The organism is Terrabacter sp. 05T424 (genome assembly GCF_056396225.1).
Genome location: NZ_JBFTLB010000002.1, coordinates 228342 through 246625 on the forward strand (window position 1 = coordinate 228342; position 18284 = coordinate 246625).

The 18284-nt window shown below is 71.8% G+C and carries 17 protein-coding genes and 1 riboswitch; of the genes, 12 read left to right on the forward strand and 5 right to left on the reverse strand.

What is annotated here, in order from left to right; all coding sequences use genetic code 11:
- Position 1: 1 nt before the first annotated feature.
- Complete coding sequence (locus AC1DE0_RS06110) at positions 2-406, forward strand: cupin domain-containing protein (protein WP_478098264.1); 405 nt, start codon at positions 2-4, stop codon at positions 404-406.
- Positions 407-422: 16 nt separating this feature from the next.
- Positions 423-809 (forward strand): SRPBCC family protein, encoded by a 387-nt coding sequence (locus AC1DE0_RS06115; RefSeq protein WP_478098266.1) that lies wholly within the window; start codon positions 423-425, stop codon positions 807-809.
- 161 nt (positions 810-970) lie between these two features.
- Here AC1DE0_RS06115 and AC1DE0_RS06120 read toward each other — a convergent pair whose 3' ends face one another.
- On the reverse strand, positions 971-2050 hold the full coding sequence (locus AC1DE0_RS06120; protein ID WP_478098268.1) for a hypothetical protein: 1080 nt from the start codon (positions 2048-2050) through the stop codon (positions 971-973).
- 9 nt (positions 2051-2059) lie between these two features.
- Positions 2060-2491, reverse strand: a complete 432-nt coding sequence (locus AC1DE0_RS06125; RefSeq protein ID WP_478098270.1) for a hypothetical protein — start codon at positions 2489-2491, stop codon at positions 2060-2062.
- A 247-nt stretch (positions 2492-2738) separates the two neighbouring features.
- On the opposite strand from AC1DE0_RS06125, the gene AC1DE0_RS06130 reads away from it, so the two are divergent.
- Positions 2739-3383 (forward strand): hypothetical protein, encoded by a 645-nt coding sequence (locus AC1DE0_RS06130; RefSeq protein WP_478098272.1) that lies wholly within the window; start codon positions 2739-2741, stop codon positions 3381-3383.
- 110 nt (positions 3384-3493) lie between these two features.
- Positions 3494-5020 (forward strand): S8 family peptidase, encoded by a 1527-nt coding sequence (locus AC1DE0_RS06135; protein ID WP_478098274.1) that lies wholly within the window; start codon positions 3494-3496, stop codon positions 5018-5020.
- A gap of 109 nt (positions 5021-5129) precedes the next feature.
- Here AC1DE0_RS06135 and AC1DE0_RS06140 read toward each other — a convergent pair whose 3' ends face one another.
- Complete coding sequence (locus AC1DE0_RS06140) at positions 5130-6506, reverse strand: MFS transporter (RefSeq protein ID WP_478098276.1); 1377 nt, start codon at positions 6504-6506, stop codon at positions 5130-5132.
- A gap of 62 nt (positions 6507-6568) precedes the next feature.
- Here AC1DE0_RS06140 and AC1DE0_RS06145 point away from each other — a divergent pair, with 62 nt between their 5' ends.
- From AC1DE0_RS06145 to AC1DE0_RS06160, 4 genes are all read left to right on the forward strand, one after another.
- On the forward strand, positions 6569-7564 hold the full coding sequence (locus AC1DE0_RS06145) for a pirin family protein (RefSeq protein ID WP_478098278.1): 996 nt from the start codon (positions 6569-6571) through the stop codon (positions 7562-7564).
- A gap of 206 nt (positions 7565-7770) precedes the next feature.
- The gene (locus AC1DE0_RS06150) at positions 7771-8787 is read left to right on the forward strand and encodes a zinc-dependent alcohol dehydrogenase family protein (protein ID WP_478098280.1); all 1017 of its coding nucleotides are present in this window, start codon (positions 7771-7773) and stop codon (positions 8785-8787) included.
- 73 nt (positions 8788-8860) lie between these two features.
- Positions 8861-9547 (forward strand): alpha/beta fold hydrolase, encoded by a 687-nt coding sequence (locus tag AC1DE0_RS06155; RefSeq protein ID WP_478098282.1) that lies wholly within the window; start codon positions 8861-8863, stop codon positions 9545-9547.
- Between the two features lie 136 nt (positions 9548-9683).
- Positions 9684-10058 (forward strand): iron chaperone, encoded by a 375-nt coding sequence (locus tag AC1DE0_RS06160; protein WP_478098284.1) that lies wholly within the window; start codon positions 9684-9686, stop codon positions 10056-10058.
- Between the two features lie 85 nt (positions 10059-10143).
- On the opposite strand, the gene AC1DE0_RS06165 is transcribed toward AC1DE0_RS06160, so the two are convergent.
- Both AC1DE0_RS06165 and AC1DE0_RS06170 read right to left on the reverse strand, forming a co-directional pair.
- Complete coding sequence (locus tag AC1DE0_RS06165) at positions 10144-13278, reverse strand: alpha-mannosidase (RefSeq protein ID WP_478098286.1); 3135 nt, start codon at positions 13276-13278, stop codon at positions 10144-10146.
- Between the two features lie 72 nt (positions 13279-13350).
- Positions 13351-13761, reverse strand: a complete 411-nt coding sequence (locus AC1DE0_RS06170; protein ID WP_478098288.1) for a VOC family protein — start codon at positions 13759-13761, stop codon at positions 13351-13353.
- 200 nt (positions 13762-13961) lie between these two features.
- On the opposite strand from AC1DE0_RS06170, the gene AC1DE0_RS06175 reads away from it, so the two are divergent.
- The 4 genes from AC1DE0_RS06175 to AC1DE0_RS06190 all read left to right on the forward strand — a co-directional run bounded on the left by AC1DE0_RS06175 (position 13962) and on the right by AC1DE0_RS06190 (position 18266).
- The gene (locus tag AC1DE0_RS06175) at positions 13962-14753 is read left to right on the forward strand and encodes a hypothetical protein (protein WP_478098290.1); all 792 of its coding nucleotides are present in this window, start codon (positions 13962-13964) and stop codon (positions 14751-14753) included.
- 14 nt (positions 14754-14767) lie between these two features.
- Positions 14768-15589, forward strand: coding sequence for a sortase domain-containing protein (locus tag AC1DE0_RS06180; RefSeq protein ID WP_478098292.1), 822 nt, complete (start codon positions 14768-14770; stop codon positions 15587-15589).
- A gap of 294 nt (positions 15590-15883) precedes the next feature.
- A riboswitch (cyclic di-AMP (ydaO/yuaA leader) is annotated at positions 15884-16073 on the forward strand.
- A 3-nt stretch (positions 16074-16076) separates the two neighbouring features.
- A complete protein-coding gene (locus tag AC1DE0_RS06185; RefSeq protein ID WP_478098294.1) occupies positions 16077-16964 on the forward strand; it encodes a CHAP domain-containing protein in 888 nt (295 codons plus the stop codon).
- Between the two features lie 231 nt (positions 16965-17195).
- Entirely contained in the window at positions 17196-18266 is a 1071-nt protein-coding gene (locus AC1DE0_RS06190) for an alkene reductase (protein WP_478098296.1), read from the forward strand.
- Positions 18267-18284 lie beyond the last annotated feature (18 nt).

Genomic DNA, 18284 nt, shown 5'->3' on the forward strand with positions numbered 1-18284 from the left:
CATGAGCGACAACCACGACCCCGCCCAGCCGTGCAGCCGCGTCGGAGGCGACGCACTCTCACCCGCCGACCCGACGCCGGGCATGACCCGACAGGTCGCACTGAACACCGAGACGATGTGGTCGGGCACGGTCGACACCGAGGCCGGCGCGGTGTCGGGCTGGCACCACCACGGCGACCACGACACGACGCTCTACGTCGTCTCGGGCACGATGCGGCTCGAGTCCGGCCCGAACGGCGAGCACGTCGTGGAGGCCGGCCCCGGCGACTTCCTGCGCGTGCCGGCCGGCGCAGTGCACCGCGAGAGCAACCCGGGCGAGGCGACCTCGCGGGCCGTGATCGTGCGCTGCGGATCTGGCACGCCGACCGTGAACGTCGACGGGCCTGCTGCCGGCGGCGGAGCCTGAGGGAGACGGGCCCGCCGTGCGCGCCACCGTCACCGAGACCGGCACCGCGACCCCGGCCGTCGCGTGGAGTCGCTACGACAACCTCGACCTGTGGGCCACGTGGTCACCGCAGGTGCAGGAGGTCATCGCGGCGACGCGTCGCCTCGCGCCCGGACTCACCGGCCTCGTGGTCGGGCCGCTCGGAGTGCGCCTGCCGTTCGAGGTGCTCTCCGTCGATGCCGAGGCGATGGAGTGGAGCTGGCACGTGCGTTTCGGCCTGGTGCACGCGACGCTCGACCACGCCGTCAGACCGGCGCCCGACGGTGGCTGCACGAGCGAGCTGGTCATCGACGCCCCCGCGTATGCCGTCCTCGCCTACCGTCCCGTCGCCGCGCTGGCCCTCCGCAGCCTGGTCAAGGCGTAAGAAACTGAGCACTCGACTGGGAGTGTCAGTCGAGTGCTCAGTTCCCGACGCACACTGGCGTCGGGAAATGAGCACTCGACGGGGGCTGCCCCGTCGGGAAGTGAGCACTCGACGGGGGGGTTCAGTCGAGTGCGCAGTTGTCGACGCGCCCCGGGGTCGCGCTACTCGGCGGGGTCGCGCAGGAGGGTGTCGAGCTGCTCGTCGGCCATGGCCTCGGCGCACGCCCGGACGATCTCGGCCACGTGCGGGTCGGGCTCGAGCGCCACGAGGTCGTGTGCCGAACCCTCGAACTGCATCTGGCAGGCCGCAGAGCCAAGGAGCAGCGGCACGGGGTCGGCGAGCGACGGCCGGAGAGTCACCGCCTCGCGGCTGAGGCTGCCGACGTAGATCGGCTCGAGCCCGTCGTCGGTCGGGCGCACGACGATGACGTGCACGTCGTCGGCGGCCACCGCGACGCTGATCGCGCGACGCACGGTCGCGAGCGCGAAGGAGGCGAGCCCGCTGAGGTAGAGGGCGTTGCGCTCGGCACGGGTACGGCGCCGCATCATCCGCCGACCGCTGGAGGAGACGCCGGGGCCGCGCTCGCCGACGATGTCGAGGCCGGGGTAGCGCCCCACGACGGTGACGTAGGCGCGGGAGGTCTCGCCGTCCCAGCCGGCGTCGACGCATGTGCAGCCGCACTCGGCGGCGGCGAAGTGCGCGTCGAGCTCGGCGATGACGGTGGCGGGGTCGTGCTCCGACAGCTCCTGCCACTGGTCCTCGACGGCGACCACCCGATGCTGCGTCACGACGGTGTGGGCGACGTCGAGAGCCTGGCCGAAGCCTTGCGCCTCGGTCTCGGCAGCCGCCTTGGCCTTGGTGCGGTCAGCCCACTTGAAGATTGAGACCTCCGGCATGGCAGCACGGAACGCCTTGCGCTGGAGGGCGGCCCGATCCTTGCTGGAGAGCGGTGCCGTGTCCGGCGGATCGGGGCGCCGACGCAGCGGGTGGTTGTCGAGGTGGAGCGAGGCCAACGCCTCCTCGACGGCGCCCAGGGCGACGACGTCCTCGGCTGCGTGGGCGTCGTGTAGGCGCTGCTCGAGCTGTGCCAGCGACAGGTGCTCGCCGGCCGACGCCACGTCTGCGGGCACCCCGGCAGGCATGGGCACGAAGGCGGCCGGGACGCCGTCGAGCGACGCTCGCAGGCCCGACGCGGAGGAACTGAGTCGCACCTCGGGCGCGACCCTGAGCAACAGGTCCACTTCGGCGTCCTACCTGCCCGCAGAGGTCAGCAGGCCGTCGATCTCCAAGGAGGTGTCGACGACCGGCTTCGCGCTCGCACTCGTGCGCGGGCTCGACGTGGGGGCGGGCTCGGTTGACACAGAAGGCGTCTCGGCGACGGCGCGCGCGCGCAGGCCGGAGAGCCAGCTGCCGCGGTCGGTGCCGTACGTCGCAGCGGTGGTGCGCGGCGGCATACCGAATCGGGGTGGCCCGGCGGCCAGGGAAGCGTCAGCGGCCGGCGAACCGGCGGCGTCCCGCAGGGCGCGGTTGGCGCGAGCCGCGGCGCGATGGTCGTCGACGGTCCAGAACTCCCAGTCCGCCGGTGGGGCGGGCCAGCTCGGGTCCGGCATCCAGTCGTCGGTCGGCGCCCACGACGCCGACGGAGCAGGCCATCCCGGAGGAGCGTTGAAGCGAACTGCCATGTCTTCCCCCTTTGAACAACAACCCTCTCGGGCGCTGACGGGTCGACAGACCTCGACCCCCACATTTGGCACGGTACGACCTGTAGCCGGGCAAAGTCATTGAAATGGACAAAAACGCCACCCCGCGCCGATCGTCCATACCCTCCCGCGGCACTCCTTCGCACCACTGCGCACTCAGGGACGGCTCGGGGGTCGCTCCGGGTCGACCCCGATGGGCGCGACCGCCCGCCTCGGCCACGCTGGAAGCATGACGACGAGCACCCTCTCGAGAACGGTGACCGCGGCCCGACCGGTCGGGCCCGTCACGACGCGCACCGCCACCCGGGCCGTCGACCGCGTTGCCGTCCTGGCGCTCATCGCACCGCTGCTCCTCTTCGCCCACGGGATCGTCACCTGGGTCGACGGCCTGGGCGGCCCCAAGGGACTCGACGGGATCGCCGCCGACGCGAGCGCCGCCGCCGGGCACAGCCCCCTCGCTGTCGCCGCCGGTGCCCTGCTCGTCCTGGCCACGGCGGCGTTCGCCTGGCTCACGACGAGCCTTGGTGCGCGCGCCGAGCACCTGCCCGTTGCCGCACCGACGGCGCTGCTCGCCGCGTTCGGCGCCGGCGCAACCGGCGCGGTCTGGGTCGGCGGGCTCAGCGGTTTCCTGCCGGCAGTGGTGCCGGCCGCGCTCGCCGTCGGCGGGCAGCTGCTCACGGCGCTCGCCCTGGCGCTCGTTCTCGCCACGACGTGGCTCGAGGGGCGTATGCCGGCCAGTTCGCTCGCGCTCGCCGGTGTCGCTGCAACGCTGCTGGCGCTCCCGTGGGGTCTCGAGCCGCTTGGCGCGCTGGTGCTGCTCATCGCGATGGCACCGCTGACCCGTCCGGCCGAGGCCTCGGCTGCGGCGGCCTGACGGGCCCGCGGATTCTCGACGGGCGGAGTCACCCGTTCGGTCGCAGGATGGGTGCCATGTGTCCGAAATGGACGCATTGCCCATTCCCTCACCCCATGGGAGCACATCACATGCGACACCCCACCTTGACCAGACGAGGCGCGGTCGCCGTCGCGTCCCTCGCCCTCGCGTCGACGGCCGCCTTCGGCAGCATGGCCTCGGCCTCGACCCAGGCCGAGCCCGTCTCGACCCCGGTCACCATCAACACCCCTGACGGACAGCTCATGAGCTATGTCGTCAACGTCGACGTGGCGAACCCCGGCCACACCGTCGTCGTCGAGAACGCCGTCCGTCGTGCCGGCGGCGTCGTCGTGCAGTCCTGGCCCCAGATCGGCGTCGTCGTCGCGCACTCGACCAACGGCTCGTTCCGTCAGGACGTCGCCAAGGCCGGCGGGAAGTTCGTCGAGTCCGTCGGCGCGACCCGCACGGTGGCGGTGACCGAGGGCACGCCTGACAATCTCGGCAGGAACTGGAACGGCGCCTCCGACTACAAGAAGGGCGCGAAGAAGGCGGCGAACGGCGACATCGAGGCCGAGATCACGCCGGCCGGCCCGACCGACCCGCGCGAGGGCGAGCAGTGGGACCTCACGATGATCAAGGCCGACCAGGCCCACGCGATCACCGACGGCTCACGCAACGTCCTCGTCGGCGTGCTCGACAGCGGCATCGACGCCGACCACCCCGACCTGGTGAAGAACCTCGACGTCGCCAACTCGGTCAACTGCACCGGCGCCGGCCGCCCGTCGACCACCGGCTGGGAGCCGACCACGAGCGACCACGGCACCCACGTGGCCGGCACGATCGCCGCGGCCCGCAACGGCGTCGGCATCGTCGGCGTCGCCCCGAACGTGCGCCTGGCCTCCGTCAAGGTCGTCAACGACGCCGGCTTCATCTACCCGGAGTACGCCGTCTGCGGGTTCGTCGAGGCCGGCCTCAAGCACATGGACGTGACGAACAACAGCTACTACGTCGACCCGTTCGAGTTCTACTGCGAGGACCAGCCCGACCAGTACGCCGCCAAGGAGGCCGTGCGCCGCGCCGTCACGTGGTCGACGAAGCAGGGCGTCGTCCACGCTGCGGCCGCTGGCAACTCGGCCCGCGACCTCGCCGACAAGTCGTCGTTCAAGGACACGACGAGCCCCGACGACCAGCCCGCCTCGGGCTTCGTGACCCGCACGCTCAACAGCGGCTGCGAGGACATCCCGACCGAGCTCGACGGCGTCGTCACGGTCAGCTCGCTGCAGAGCAACCCGCTCGGCTCGCAGACCAGCCGCCTGTCGAGCTTCAGCAACCGCGGCCTCGGCAAGATCGACGTCGCCGCGCCCGGCTCGACGATCCTGTCGACCATCGTCAACAACAACGGCTACGGCACGAAGAGCGGCACCTCGATGGCGTCGCCGCACGTCGCCGGCGTGCTCGCCCTGATGAAGTCGGTGCACCCGACGTGGACGCCGGCGCAGATGATCGAGAAGCTTCGGTCCCAGGCCGACGACAAGGCCTGCAACCCCGCGACCGGTGGCCCGGTCTGCGTCGGCCCGGCCGACGACAACAGCTACTTCGGTGAGGGCATCGTCGACGCCCTCGACGCCGTGAGCTGACGCCCGCAGCACCACCCGGTCTACCCACATCACACGCCGAACGCGGTGTTCGGTCTCGAACTCAGTGTTACAACACGGTTTTCAAGACCGAACGCCGCGTTCGGGCGTGTCAGGCCGGGGTGGTGCGGGCCGTTGGGCGGGGGCGGAGGGAGCGGACGGTGCGGACGAGGAGCACCATGGCGACGAGCTGGCTGACCGCCACCACGACGACGAGGGCCGGGAGCGACCGGTCGTAGAGCCAGCCGGCCACGAGTCCGCCGACGATCGCGAAGGCACCCTGCACCCCCGCGAAGACGCCGTATGCCGTCGCCCTCCTCGGTGCCGCCACGACCTCTGCGACGAGCGCCTTCACGGTCGAGTCCTGCACACCGGTGGCGAGCGCCCAGACCGCGACCCCGACGAGCGCGACCCAGAGCCGCCCGGTGAGGGCGAGCGGCGGCACGAGCGCGACGAGCACCGGCACGAGGTAGAGCACGGCTCCGCCACGGCGGTCGTAGACCAGGCCCACGCCGAGGGCCGCGAGCGCCTCGACGGCCATGGCTCCGGCATACACCAGGGGAACCGCGGCGACGGCGACCAGGCCCGTGATGCTGAGGTGGTAGCCGATGATCCCAAACGTGACGAGCCCACCGGTGGTGAGGCCGGCGGCGAGCGCGTAGCCGAAGAACTCGCGCGGCAGCCCAGCACCGACCGCGTCGGCGAACCAGCCGCGCAGGCCCCCACCGGCCGAGCTCGTCTGCACCGCGGTGGCTTCCGCCGCAGTCACCTCCGTCGCATGGGGTTCGCTCGTGGCGGTCTCCGACGCAGCTGGAACGTGGTCCTCGTCGTAGACGGCCGGGTCGGGCACGCGCGAGCGGATCACGACGAGCAGCAGCATCGCCGCGACGCCCGGCACGGCGAGCACCGCCATGCTCGGCCAGATCACCCCAGAGGCGCCGATGACGGCAGCGACGAGCAGCGGACCGGCGAAGGCGCCCACCTGGTCGAGGGCCTTGTGCACGCCGAAGCCGCGCCCCCGACCCACGGCCGACGCGACGTGCGCGAGCAGGGCCGACTTCGAGGGGCTGCGCACGGCCTTGCCGGAGCGCTCGAGGAGGATGAGGACGGCGGCGAGCACGAGCCCTGCGCCGCCGACGAAGGGCGTCACCGCGAGCAGCGGCACGCAGACGGCGGTGAGTCCGTAGCCGAGGATCGTCAGGCCCCAGTAGCGACCCGTGCGGTCGGCGAGCGGTCCGAAGACGAGGCGGAGCACGAGAGCCATCGCCTCGCCGGCACCGGTGACGAGGCCGACCACGACGGCGCTCGCGCCGAGCGAGGCGAGCAGGGGTCCGTAGACCGACCGTGCGCCCTCGTAGACCATGTCGGCGGCCAGGCTGACGAAGCCGAACCACCACACGACCCGCCACGCCGACCAGCGACCGCGGGCCGAGGTCGCGACGTCGGTGCCGGCGTCGGTGCCTGTCTCGGTTCCGGGCGCCTCGGTCATGGTGGGCAACGTAGCAACCTCTCCTGCGAGCAGGTCTGTCCGGGGCGGCCTAGCCTGATCGTGTGAGCAACCCGGACCGCAACCCCACCGAGGTCGTCTGCGGCGACGACGCCACCGAGGACGCCACCGCAGGCTCGGCACCAACCGCGGCCGTCGTCCTGCCCTACCGCGAGGTGCCGCTGGGTGGCCCGCGCGCGATGCCCGTACGCCGCAGCCTCCCCCAGCGCGAGCGCTCGCTCATCGCGGCGTGGTGCTTCGTCGACCACTACGGTCCCGACGACGTGTCGCAGTCCGGCGGCATGGCCGTTCCCGGGCACCCGCACACCGGGCTGCAGACCGTCTCGTGGCTCTTCACCGGTGAGGTCGAGCACCGTGACACCACCGGCGCCCACGCCTTCGTCCGCCCCGGCGAGCTCAACATCATGACCGCCGGGAAGGGCGTCGCCCATTCCGAGTACTCCACGCCCGACACCACCGTGCTGCACGGCGCGCAGCTGTGGGTGGCGCTGCCCGAGGCCGACCGCTCCACCGACCCGGGCTTCGAGCACTACGCGCCGCCGGTCACGGAGGTCGACGGCGCACGCGTGCTCGTCTTCCTCGGCACCCTCTTCGGACAGACCTCACCCGTGACGATGTTCTCCGACCTCGTCGGTGCCGAGGTGACCCTCGATGCGGGGCAGTCACTCACGATCACGCTCGATCCCGCCCACGAGCACGGACTGCTCTGCGACACAGGGCTGCTCACTGTCGGTGACGTGACCGCGAAGCCCGGCGAGATCGCGTTCCAGGCGGTCGGCGCCGAGACGGTCACCGTCGAGGCCGGTCCCGACGAGCCGGCGCGGTTCCTGCTCCTCGGTGGCGCCCCCTTCGGCGAGCAGATCGTCATGTGGTGGAACTTCATCGACCGCAGCCACGACGAGGTGGTCGGCTTCCGGGAGGAGTGGCAGCGCGCCCGCGAGACCACGGGCGTGACGGCATACGGAATCTTCCCGACGGAGTGGGACCGCACCCTCCCGGCCCCCGGGCTGCCCAACCTCAGGCTGCGCTCTCGCGGCTGAGCCGCCTCGCACCCCGTCGGAAACTGGGCACTCGACCAGTCGCTCCATTCGAGTGCTCACTTCTCGACCGACCCCTCCCCGTCGAGTGCCCAGTTCCCCACGGGCCCCTTCCAGTCGAGTGCTCACTTCTCGACCGACCCCTCCGGGCGAGTGCTCAGTTCCCCACGGGTTTGGAGGCGGCGGCGGGCAGGAGAAGGATGGCCACCATGCGCGCTACGACGATCCACGCTGCCGGCGACATCCGCCTCTCCGAGGTGCCGGACCCGACCATCGAGGAGCCCACCGACGCCATCGTGCGCGTCGTGGCCGGCTGCATCTGCGGATCGGACCTCTGGCCGTACCGCGGCGCCAACCCGATCACGGCCGGCTCGACCATCGGCCACGAGGCCGTCGGCGTCGTCGAGGAGGTCGGCTCCGACGTCAGCCGGTTCTCGAAGGGCGACTTCGTCGTCATCCCCTTCGTGCACTGCGACAACACCTGCCCACACTGCCTCGCCGGCATGACCTCGGTCTGCGACCACCAGGGCTGGACCGAGAGCGGCCAGGCCGAGCTCGTCCGCGTCAACCAGGCCGACGGCAGCCTCGTCAAGACCGACGGCACGCCGGACGACGCCATGGTCCCGTCGCTGCTCACGCTCTCCGACGTCATGGCGACCGGTTGGCACGCCGCGGTCTCGTCGCGGGTCTCGGCCGGCGGCACGGCCGTCGTCGTCGGTGACGGTGCCGTCGGGCTCTGCGGTGTCATCGCCGCCAAGGAGCTCGGCGCCGAGCGGATCATCGCGATGTCGCGCCACGAGCCCCGCCAGCGCCTCGCCACGGAGTTCGGCGCCACCGACGTCGTGGCCGAGCGCGACGACGCCGGCGTCGAGGCGATCATGGAGCTCACCGAGGGCGTCGGCGCCGACTCGGTGCTCGAGTGCGTCGGCACCGACCAGTCGATGAAGACGGCCTTCCGCATCGCGCGTCCCGGCTCGTCCGTCGGGTTCGTCGGTGCCCCGCACAGTGTCGAGCTGCCGGTGCGCCAGATGTTCGTCCGCAACGTCGGCCTCTCCGGCGGCATGGCCCCGGTGCGCACCTACCTGCCCGACCTGCTCGAGCGCGTGCTCGACGGACGCATCGACCCCGGCCGCGTCTTCGATCTGACCCTGCCGCTCGACGACGTCGCCGAGGGCTACCGCGCCATGGACGAGCGCCGCGCCATCAAGGTCCTCCTGCGCCCCTGACCCCTCCACCGCGTTGAGGTAGGCGCGTCGCAGTTCTTGCGGCGCGTTTACCTCAACCGGGTATGCCGTCTCCGTGACCCATGCACGCCTCATCGACACCGCCGCGCCCAGCGCACCCCGCGGTGTCGTGCTCGTGCTCCACGGGGGCGCCGCGCGCCGGAAGCCGATGCGGGTCAGCCCGACCCAGCTGTCGGTCCTGCGCATGGTGCCGATCGCGGCGCGCATCGCGCGGGCGGCCAAGGGCGAGCTCGCGGTGCTGCGACTGCTCAACTCGACCCGCGGCTGGGACGCGCACCACACCCCGGTCGACGACGTCCGCTGGGCCCTGCGCGAGGTGTCGGACCGCTTCGGCCCCGACCTGCCCGTCGGCCTCGTGGGCCACTCGCTCGGTGGCCGCGCAGCCCTGCTGGCAGCGGCCGAGCGTCCGGTCGTCAGCGCCGTCGCCCTCAACCCGTGGGTCTACCCGCACGAGGGCCACCTCGACCTCACCGGCCGGCACGTCCTGATCGTGCACGGTGACGACGACCGGGTGGCCCGAGCGACCAGCTCGACGGCCGTCGCCCGGGACCTCGCGCGCACCGCGCAGGTCGGCTACGTCACGGTCGAGAGCGGCCGCCACGCCATGCTGCGCCGGCACGACGTCTTCGACGGCCTCGCCGCCGGCTTCACGACGGCGACCCTGCTCGGCCGGCGCCCCGCCGGGCCGGGCGCCGTGGTCGTCGAGAAGGTGCTCGCCGGGGAGCAGTGGCTCGACGTCTGAGTGGCGACTTGTCCTGTTTCCGTAGGTTGTTGACGTGTTCATCCCGTAACACGTGCTTACTTTGCAGTCACCCCTTTCGCGCAATACAGTCGAGGCACCCCTCCACGACCGGTCCGGAACAAGGTGAGGACCTGGATTGGCCCCGAGATTTGCGTCCGTCGATGACTACATCGCGTCCTATCCCGAGGAGACGCGCAGTCAGCTTGCCGGTGTGCGGCGGACGATCCACGAGGCGGCGCCCCACGCGGCGGAGAAGATCAGCTACGGCATGGCGACCTTCACGGTCGACGGCAAGCCGCTCATCTACTACGCGGGCTGGAAGAACCACGTCGGCCTGTACCCCGTGCCCACGGGCGACAGCGACTTCGAGGACGCCATCGGCCCCTACCGCCGGGCCAAGGACACCGTCCGCTTCCCGATCAACCGCCCGGTCCCCCTCGAGCTGATCTCCGAGATCACCGAGCTGTGCCTATTACGTCGAGCGGCCATCGCCGAGGCCTCCGAGAGCTGAGGGCCACAGCTGGCCCTTCGACAATCGGAGGGCGGCCACACGTGGCCTTTCGACGGTTGGGGCGGCCACGTGGCCATTCGACGGTTCAGGGGGTGGGGCGTCTGAAGCGCAGGGTCACGATCTGGAACGGCCGCAGGTCCAATGCCGCCTGCCCGCCCGCGGCCAGGGCCCGATCGCTGCCTCCCACGAGGGCCCGACGGCCGTCGAGTGCCGATGAGTCCCCTTCGAGCAGGTCGACCTCCGCGACGGCCGACCAGTCGAAGGCGGGCCGCACGACGGTCCGCACCCGACCACCTCGCGACTCGTAGAGCCTGACCACGACGTCGCCGCTGCCGTCCTCCGCGAGCTTCGCGGCTTCGACGACGACGGCCCGGTTGTCCGCCTCGACGACAGGCCGGTCGAACTGCCCGGCCGCGGCGTCGGACTCAGCTGCGCCAGAAGGCCACCGCAGCGCACCGAGCAGCGGGAGGTGGACGGCATACCCGTGCTCGATCGCCTCGGCGACGTCGGCGCCGGGCACGATGCCGAAGCGGATGACCTGCTCGCCGACCTCGTCCGAGCTGTCGGTGGTGGGGTCGGGGAAGGACGGGGAGCGCAGCAGCGTCAGGCGCATCGTCGTGACCGGCTCGCCGGCGTCGGTGACCGAGCGGCGCACCGCGTGCCCGTAGGTGGCCTCGTTGACGAGCGCGACGCCCCAGCCCTCCTCGCCGACGTGCAGCCAGCGGTGGGCGACCATCTCGTGGCGCGCGGACTCCCACGACGTGTTCTCGTGGGTCGCCCGGCGCAGGTGCCCGAACTGGATGTCGGCGCTGCTGTGCGGGGCGAGCACCGAGACGGGGACGTATGCCGCCAAAGCCCGCTCACGCTCGCGCCAGTCGACCCGCACCTCGACGTCCACCCGCGGGGAGTCGGCGGTGACCGTCGTGCGCTGCACGAACGCCGAGCGTCCGACCCTTCCGCGTGCCTCGACGACGGCTCGCAGCGGGCCGTTCTCAAGGACCTCGACGACGGTGTCGACGGGCGAGGTCCAGGTGTGGCTGTGCGGCTTGTCGATGTCCCACGCGTCCCACATCGCGGGGACGTCGGGGTGCAGCCGCAGCTCGGCAGCGCGAGCACCTGCCGGCAGCACCTCGCGGTCGTCGTGCCGATGGTCGACCATGCGCTCGACCGACCCGTCAGGTGAGATCGTCACGGAGACAAGACCGTTGGTGACCGTCAGTCCGTCCACGGTCACCGGGTTCGAGGGTCGCTCGACCCTCGACCCACCCACTGCCAGCGCCGGCACGTCGACGAGCACCGGCCCCTCCGCTCCGTCGACGACCTCGCGCCGCCCGAACGGGCCGGCGTTGAACAGGCCGCCGCCGAGCAGCTCGAGCCCTTCGCCCACGAGTGCCCGCAGCTCGGTGGTGAGGCGCTCGAAGTCGTCCCTCGCCTCGCGGTGCACCCAGGAGATCGCACTGCCGGGCAGGATGTCGTGGAACTGCAGGAGCAGCAGTCGCTCCCACACGAGGCGGAGGCGCTCGGCGGGCCACTCCCCCAAGCCGTGCACGGCGACGATCGTCCACACCAGCTCCGCCTGGCGCAGCAGCGCCTCGCAGCCGCGGTTGCCGACCTTCATCGCACGCTGGCTCGTGAGGGTGCCGCGGTGCAGCTCGAGGTAGAGCTCGCCCGACCACGTGGGCGCCGCCTCGGCATACTCCTCACGCACGCCGTCGAAGAACGACTGCGCGGTGCCGACCTCGATGGAGGGTGACCCCTCGAGCGACCGCATCCGCCGGGCCCGTTCGAGCATCTCGCGCTCGGGCCCGCCGCCACCGTCGCCGAAGCCGAACGGGATGAGGGCCCTTCGCGAGCGGCCCTTGTCGAGGTGCTGCCGCGCGGATCGGTGCAGGTCGGCGCCGCCGAGCTTGCTCTCGTAGGTGTCGGCGGGCGGGAAGTGCGTGAGGACGCGGGTGCCGTCGATGCCCTCCCACCAGAAGGTGTGGTGCGGGAAGGTGTTGGTGTCGTTCCAGCTGAGCTTCTGGGTGAGGAACCACTCTGCGCCCGCGAGGCGGGCGATCTGGGGGTATGCCGCCGAGTAGCCGAACGAGTCGGGCAGCCACACGCCGCGGCACCGGACCCCGAGCTCTCGCTCGAAGAAGCGCTGCCCGTGGAGCAGCTGGCGCACGAGGGACTCGCCGCTCGGCATGACACCGTCGGCCTCGACCCACTGGCCGCCGACGGCCTCCCACGTGCCGGCCGCGACGGCGTCCTGGATGCGATGCCAGATCGCCGGCTGGCGCTCCTTCATCCACGCGTACTGCTGCGCGGAGGAGCAGGCGAAGACGAGCTCGGGGTAGTCGACGGCGAGCGCCGTGACGTTGGCGAAGGTGCGCGCGCACTTTCGGACCGTCTCGCGCACCGGCCAGAGCCAGGCGGAGTCGATGTGTGCGTGGCCCACGGCCGTGAGCCGTTGCGCGCTGGTGACCGCGGGGGCCGCCAGCACCTCGGCGAGCGCCGAGCGGGCCGCCACTGCGGTGCCGCGCACGTCGTGGACGTCGAGCACCGCGAGCGCGTCGTCGAGCGCGGCCGTCACCTCGAGCCGCCGGGCGTCGCGTTCGGGCAGCTCGGTCGCGAGGTCCACGAGCACGTCGAGGTCCATTGCCAGGCCGAAGACCTCTGGCTCGAAGACGGCGACGTCGATGCGACCGAGAACGTAGCGCGGCTCGGCACCGGCGGTCGCGACCTCGCCGAGCCCGGTCGGCCGGAACCCGTGCTCCATGACGGCGGGGTTGCCGGCGGCCTCGAGGTAGAGCCGCACCGGCTCGCCACCGGCGGCCTCCGGTGACACCCGGAACCAGCGGTTCATCGGGTGGATCCCCTTGAGGGGCGTGCCGTCCGCGTCGTGGAGCAGCCCCTCGGCCTGGAAGCCCGGCCCCTCACCCCGGAAACCGAGGTCGACGACGACCTCCACGCACTCCCCGACGAAGGCCTCCGGCACCGAGCCGGTGATCTCGAACCACCACGTCGACCACGGCTCACCCCACGGCGTGCCCGGCCCGACCGGCTCGAAGCCTCCGTCGGCGGCCACGCCCAGCGCGTCTGCGACGGGCACCGGCTCGCCGGGCACGTGCCACGCGGACGTCGCGAGCGGCATACGGTCTCGGTGCACCGCAGGTGTCACGTGCTCGGCGAGCACACGGCGGGCGCGGCGCAGGACGTGGGCGCTGTCGTCGAACACCCCCCGACCCTAGCCACGCGCCGCCGGGGCCGCCCGACGTCAGGACGGCCTTAGGACGGCGTCAGGACGGCGTCAGGCCGCGTCAGGAGGCGACGAGTCGATGACCGAGAGGACGTTGCCGGCCGGGTCGGTGAACCACGCGATGAGCGGCCCGCCCTTGCGGAAGACGCCCTTCTCGTCGGTCTCGGTCGGAGTCCCCTCGTACTTCTCGAACGTCACGCCCCGCGCCGTCAGCTCGTCGACGGTCGCCTCGACGTCGGCGACAGGGAAGTTGAGGATCGTGAAGGTCGCGGGGGCGTGGTTCGGCTTGGGGTAGACGATGACCGGCCGGTCGCCCGCGAGGTGGAGCGTGAGCATGCCGTTTGCCTCGGTCACCGTGAGGCCCAGCGTGTCGGCGTAGAACGCCCGGGCGGCCGGGATGTCGTCGACGGAGAAGCCGCCGAAGGCCTTGGAGCTCTCGAGCACGATGGGTCCTTCCTCCATGGGGCGCAGGGTCGCGCCCGCTCCTTGCCAGTCAAGCCCGCCGACGGTCCGTGTGGAGCGTGACGGCACAGAAAGTTCACTGGACCCCCAATCCAGTCGGCGCGGCACGGCGAACCCCACCCCGGAGATGGTCGACGACGACCCCGTCTGAGAAAGAGCAGGCTGGACGGCTTTGTCTCCTCGTCAAGGAGGAAGAACAGATGCGCAGCACCACCACTCGCACGACGACTCGAATCGCCGGCGCCAGCCTCGCGGCCGCCGCGGCCATGGCCCTCACGATCGGACCGGCGTTCGCCGCCGACGGCTGGGTCAGCGCCAACCTCAAGCCCGTCGCGGGCAGTGAGGTCAAGGGCAGCGGCACCGCCATGGTCGAGGTCGAGGGCGACATGATCACCGTGACCATGGCCGCGCGCGGGCTGCTGCCCGACAACCCCCACGCCGCGCACATCCACTTCGCCGCCGCGGCCCGCCACGAGTGCCCGACCCTGGCCGACGACACCGACAACAACGGCCACCTCAACACGACCGAGGGCGGGCCGGCATACGGCGACGTCGTCGTGTCGCTGACCAAGACCGGCGACACCAGCCCCAAGAGCGCCCTCGCCATCGACCGGTTCTCCACCGCCCCCGGCGGCAGGATCAGCTACGAGCGCGGCAGCATCAAGGTCTCCAGCGGCGTCGCCGAGGCCATCGCCAAGGGCCAGTCCGTCGTCGTCATCCACGGCGTCGACCACAACCACGACGGCAAGTACTCCGGCACCACGAAGAGCGACCTCGACCCGAAGCTTCCCACCGAGGCCACCGACCCGGCGCTCTGCGGGGCGCTCCACACCGCACCGGCCGGCGGCATGCACACCGGCGGCGGCACGAGCGCCGACGGCCTCAAGACCAGCACCAACGACTCGATGCTCCTCCTCGGCGGCGGTGCGCTGCTCGCTGCAGCCGGCTCCGGCGCCTTCGCCGCCCGCCGCGCCGCACGGTCGCGCGGCTGAGCGAAAGACGTCCCATGGCGGAGCAGTCGGGCACCTCGGGCCAGTCGGACCAACCGAGCCGACCGAGCCAACCGAGCCGACCGAGCCAGCCGGGCCGTATGCCGTCGCAGCCGGGCCGTCGCGTCACCACCGGTGTCGCGGCGGCCCTGGTCGCAACAGCCGTGCTGCTCGTCGTGGGCGTCGTCGCGCTCGTCATCGGACTCCGCGGCCCGTCGGGGAGCCCTGCGACCCCGCCGCCCGCAGCGGCCCCGGCACCAGCGACCCCTGGCCCAGCGGCCCCGGCGACGACCTCGACGACGACCGGCCCAGGACCTGCGAGGACGACAATTGCCTCGCCGCCCACGTCGGACCCCGGCGCTGCGTTCGGGCGGTTTCTCGACGCGTCGGAGCCGACGTCGCTCGAGATCCCCTCGATCGGGGTGAGCTCGAGGACCTTCGTCCCGCTCCACATCCAGCGCGACGGCACCATCTCGGTTCCCGGCACGGCCCAGGAGGTCGGCCTCTACGACGCCGGGCCGACACCGGGCCAGCTCGGCCCCTCGGTCATCGCCGCGCACGTCGACACACCCTCCGGCGTGCCGGGCATCTTCCACGAGCTCGGCAGGGTCAGGGCCGGCGACGTCGTCAGGGTCTCGCGACAGGACGGCTCGCACCTGACCTTCACCGTCGACCGCGTCGCGGCCTACCGGAAGTCACAGTTCCCGACCGACCTGGTCTACAAGAGCGACTTCCGCCGCGCCGAGATCCGCCTCGTCACCTGCGGTGGTCCGACCGACAGCCGCAACGAGTACCGCGACAACGTCATCGTCTTCGGCCACCTGGCGAGCGGCGCCTGACGCGCCCGTCGGGGTCGTCGCCGACCCCGACGTGGTGGCTCAGCTGCCCGCTGCGGGTACGTCCAGCAGGTCGCGCCGACGTCACGGCAGAGTCAGCACCTGCCATGTGACTCCCGTCACAAGGACCTAAAGGTATGACGCAGGTAAATCGTCGCAAAACGGACCGTCAACGACCTTTCTGGCGCGTGTCCGTTACCTCAGCGTGACTTTTGCCAGTCCCGTCGTCTACTCTTCCGGGAGTCCGGCCACCTGGTCGGGCGCTCGCGAGGTGGACCGCCTAGTCCTGTCACCGCCTCTCGAGCGAGAGCAAACCTTGTGACGGGAGCGGAGGAACCACACGTTTCTCCGGGCGTCCGGCGCCACGACTCCGGACGTCCTTGGGGTGAAGTACTCGCCCGGATCGCGACCTGTCGCGAACCGGGGGAGAGCCGGGCACCTTTCCGCCCGAACCCGACAGCTAACTTCGTAGGCGCGGAGAGGTACAAGCGTGAACAACGAGATCATCCGCGGCCGCCACCGTGCGCCAGGCCGTCACAACCCCCTCAACGAGCTCAAGCTCCTCGCGCGTGAGACGGCACAGCCCGCCATGAAGGGTGCGGCCTTCGTCGCAGCCACTGGCGGCCTCGTGGCCACCTTCGCGAACCCCGCGAGTGCCGAGCCCCTGTCCGCCACCACCGCCGGCGCTGCCGCGGTCGGCCCGACCACCGGCGCCGTCCCCGCCGCCTCGACCGCCCTCTCGAAGATCGGCTACGCGCCGGTTGCCCAGAAGACGGTCACCCAGCCCGCCGCGGCCCCCAAGCCGCGCGTCATCGAGGACATCCAGGTCAAGACGCAGCGCGCCGCGACCAAGGCTGCTGCGGTCAAGGCTGCTGCCGTCAAGGCCGCTGCCGAGAAGGCTGCCGCCGAGCGCAAGGCCGCCGCCGAGCGCGCCTCGCGTGACCTCACGCGTCGCACGCTGACGGCGACCACGTCGACCGCCAAGTCGACCAGCAACGGCTCCGTGCCGGGCGCCTCCTCCGGCATGCGCTCGTCGTACAACTGGGCCACCCCGGGCCAGTGCACCTGGGGCGCGCTCGCCAAGTGGCACGCGTCCGAGGGCTACTACCCCGGCGGCTGGACCGGCAACGCGATGGCGTGGGCCTCGGGTGCCGCCAACGCGGGCTACACCGTGACGGGCACGCCGCGTACGCGCTCGATCCTGGTCATGCAGCCCGGCGTGCACGGCTCCTCGGGCGTCGGCCACGTCGCCTGGGTGACGGCCGTCAACGGCGACCAGGTCACCATCGTCGAGATGAACGCCCTGGCCGGTGCGTACAACTACAACACCCGCACCCTGACCGACGGTCCGGGCATGAAGTACATCTACGCGCCGTGATCCTCGCGGACTGAGCGCTTGTACCGAAGGGGAGGATGCTGCGGCATCCTCCCCTTCGTCATGCCCGCGCGCCGTGCCTGACGCATCACACCGGCCCTCCTCGGGGAATGCTGGCCCTGCTGTCCGACTTGTCGCCCAGGTAGTTGAAGGCTCCACCCACACGGGTGGGCAGCCGCGGACCACCACCGCCACCTACACCCCGACACTTCACCGACAGTGAGGAGCAGGCCTGTGTCCACGGCCTTCGAGACCATCCGCATCGGCCGCTGGGACCTCCCCCAGCGCTTCGTCATGGCCCCCCTGACGCGCAACCGCGCGGGCGAGGGCCAGGTGCCGACCGAGCTCAACGCCGAGTACTACGGCCAGCGCGCGAGCGCCGGCCTCCTGATCACCGAGGGCACGCAGCCGAGTGCCGTCGGCCAGGGCTACCTCGACACCCCCGGCATGCACTCGGACGAGCAGGTCGAGGGCTGGCGCCTCGTCGCCGACGCCGTGCACGAGGGCGGCGGCCACGTCGTCGTGCAGCTCATGCACGCGGGTCGAGTCGCGCACCCCGACAACAAGGGTGGGCTCGAGAGCGTCGCCCCCAGCGCCATCGCCGCGCCCGGCACCGTCGTCACCCCATCGGGCCAGCAGCCGTATGCCGTCCCGCGCGCCCTCGAGACCGACGAGATCCCTGCGCTCGTGGCGGAGTTCGTCCACGCGGCCCGGCAGGCGATCGCGGCCGGGCTCGACGGTGTCGAGGTGCACGCCGCGAACGGCTACCTGCCGCACCAGTTCCTGGCGCCGTCGAGCAACGAGCGCTCCGACGCCTACGGCGGCTCGCCCGAGAACCGCGCGCGCCTCACCGTCGAGATCACGACAGCCGTCGCGGAGGCCATCGGCGCCGACCGCGTCGGCATCCGCATCTCGCCTGCGCACAACATCCAGGGCGTCCTCGAGGAGGACGAGCTCGAGACGGCCGCGACCTACGAGACGCTCGTCGAGGGCATCGCCCCGCTCGGCCTCGCCTACCTCAGCATCCTCGGCGACCCGGAGTCCGACCTCGTGCGCAACCTGCGCAAGCGGTTCGGCGGCCCGGTGCTGCTCAACACCGGGTTCGCCTCGGTGACCGACCTGGCCCAGGTGGAGGACCTCCTCGAGCGCGACCTCGGCGACGCCGTCGTGGTCGGCCGCGAGTTCCTCGCCAACCCCGACCTGGCCCGCCGCTGGCGCGAGGGTGCCTCGCTCAACGAGCCGAACCCGGCGACCTTCTACGGTGGGGGCGCCGAGGGCTACACGGACTACCCCGCCCTCCCCTGACGACGTAGGAAAGTGGGC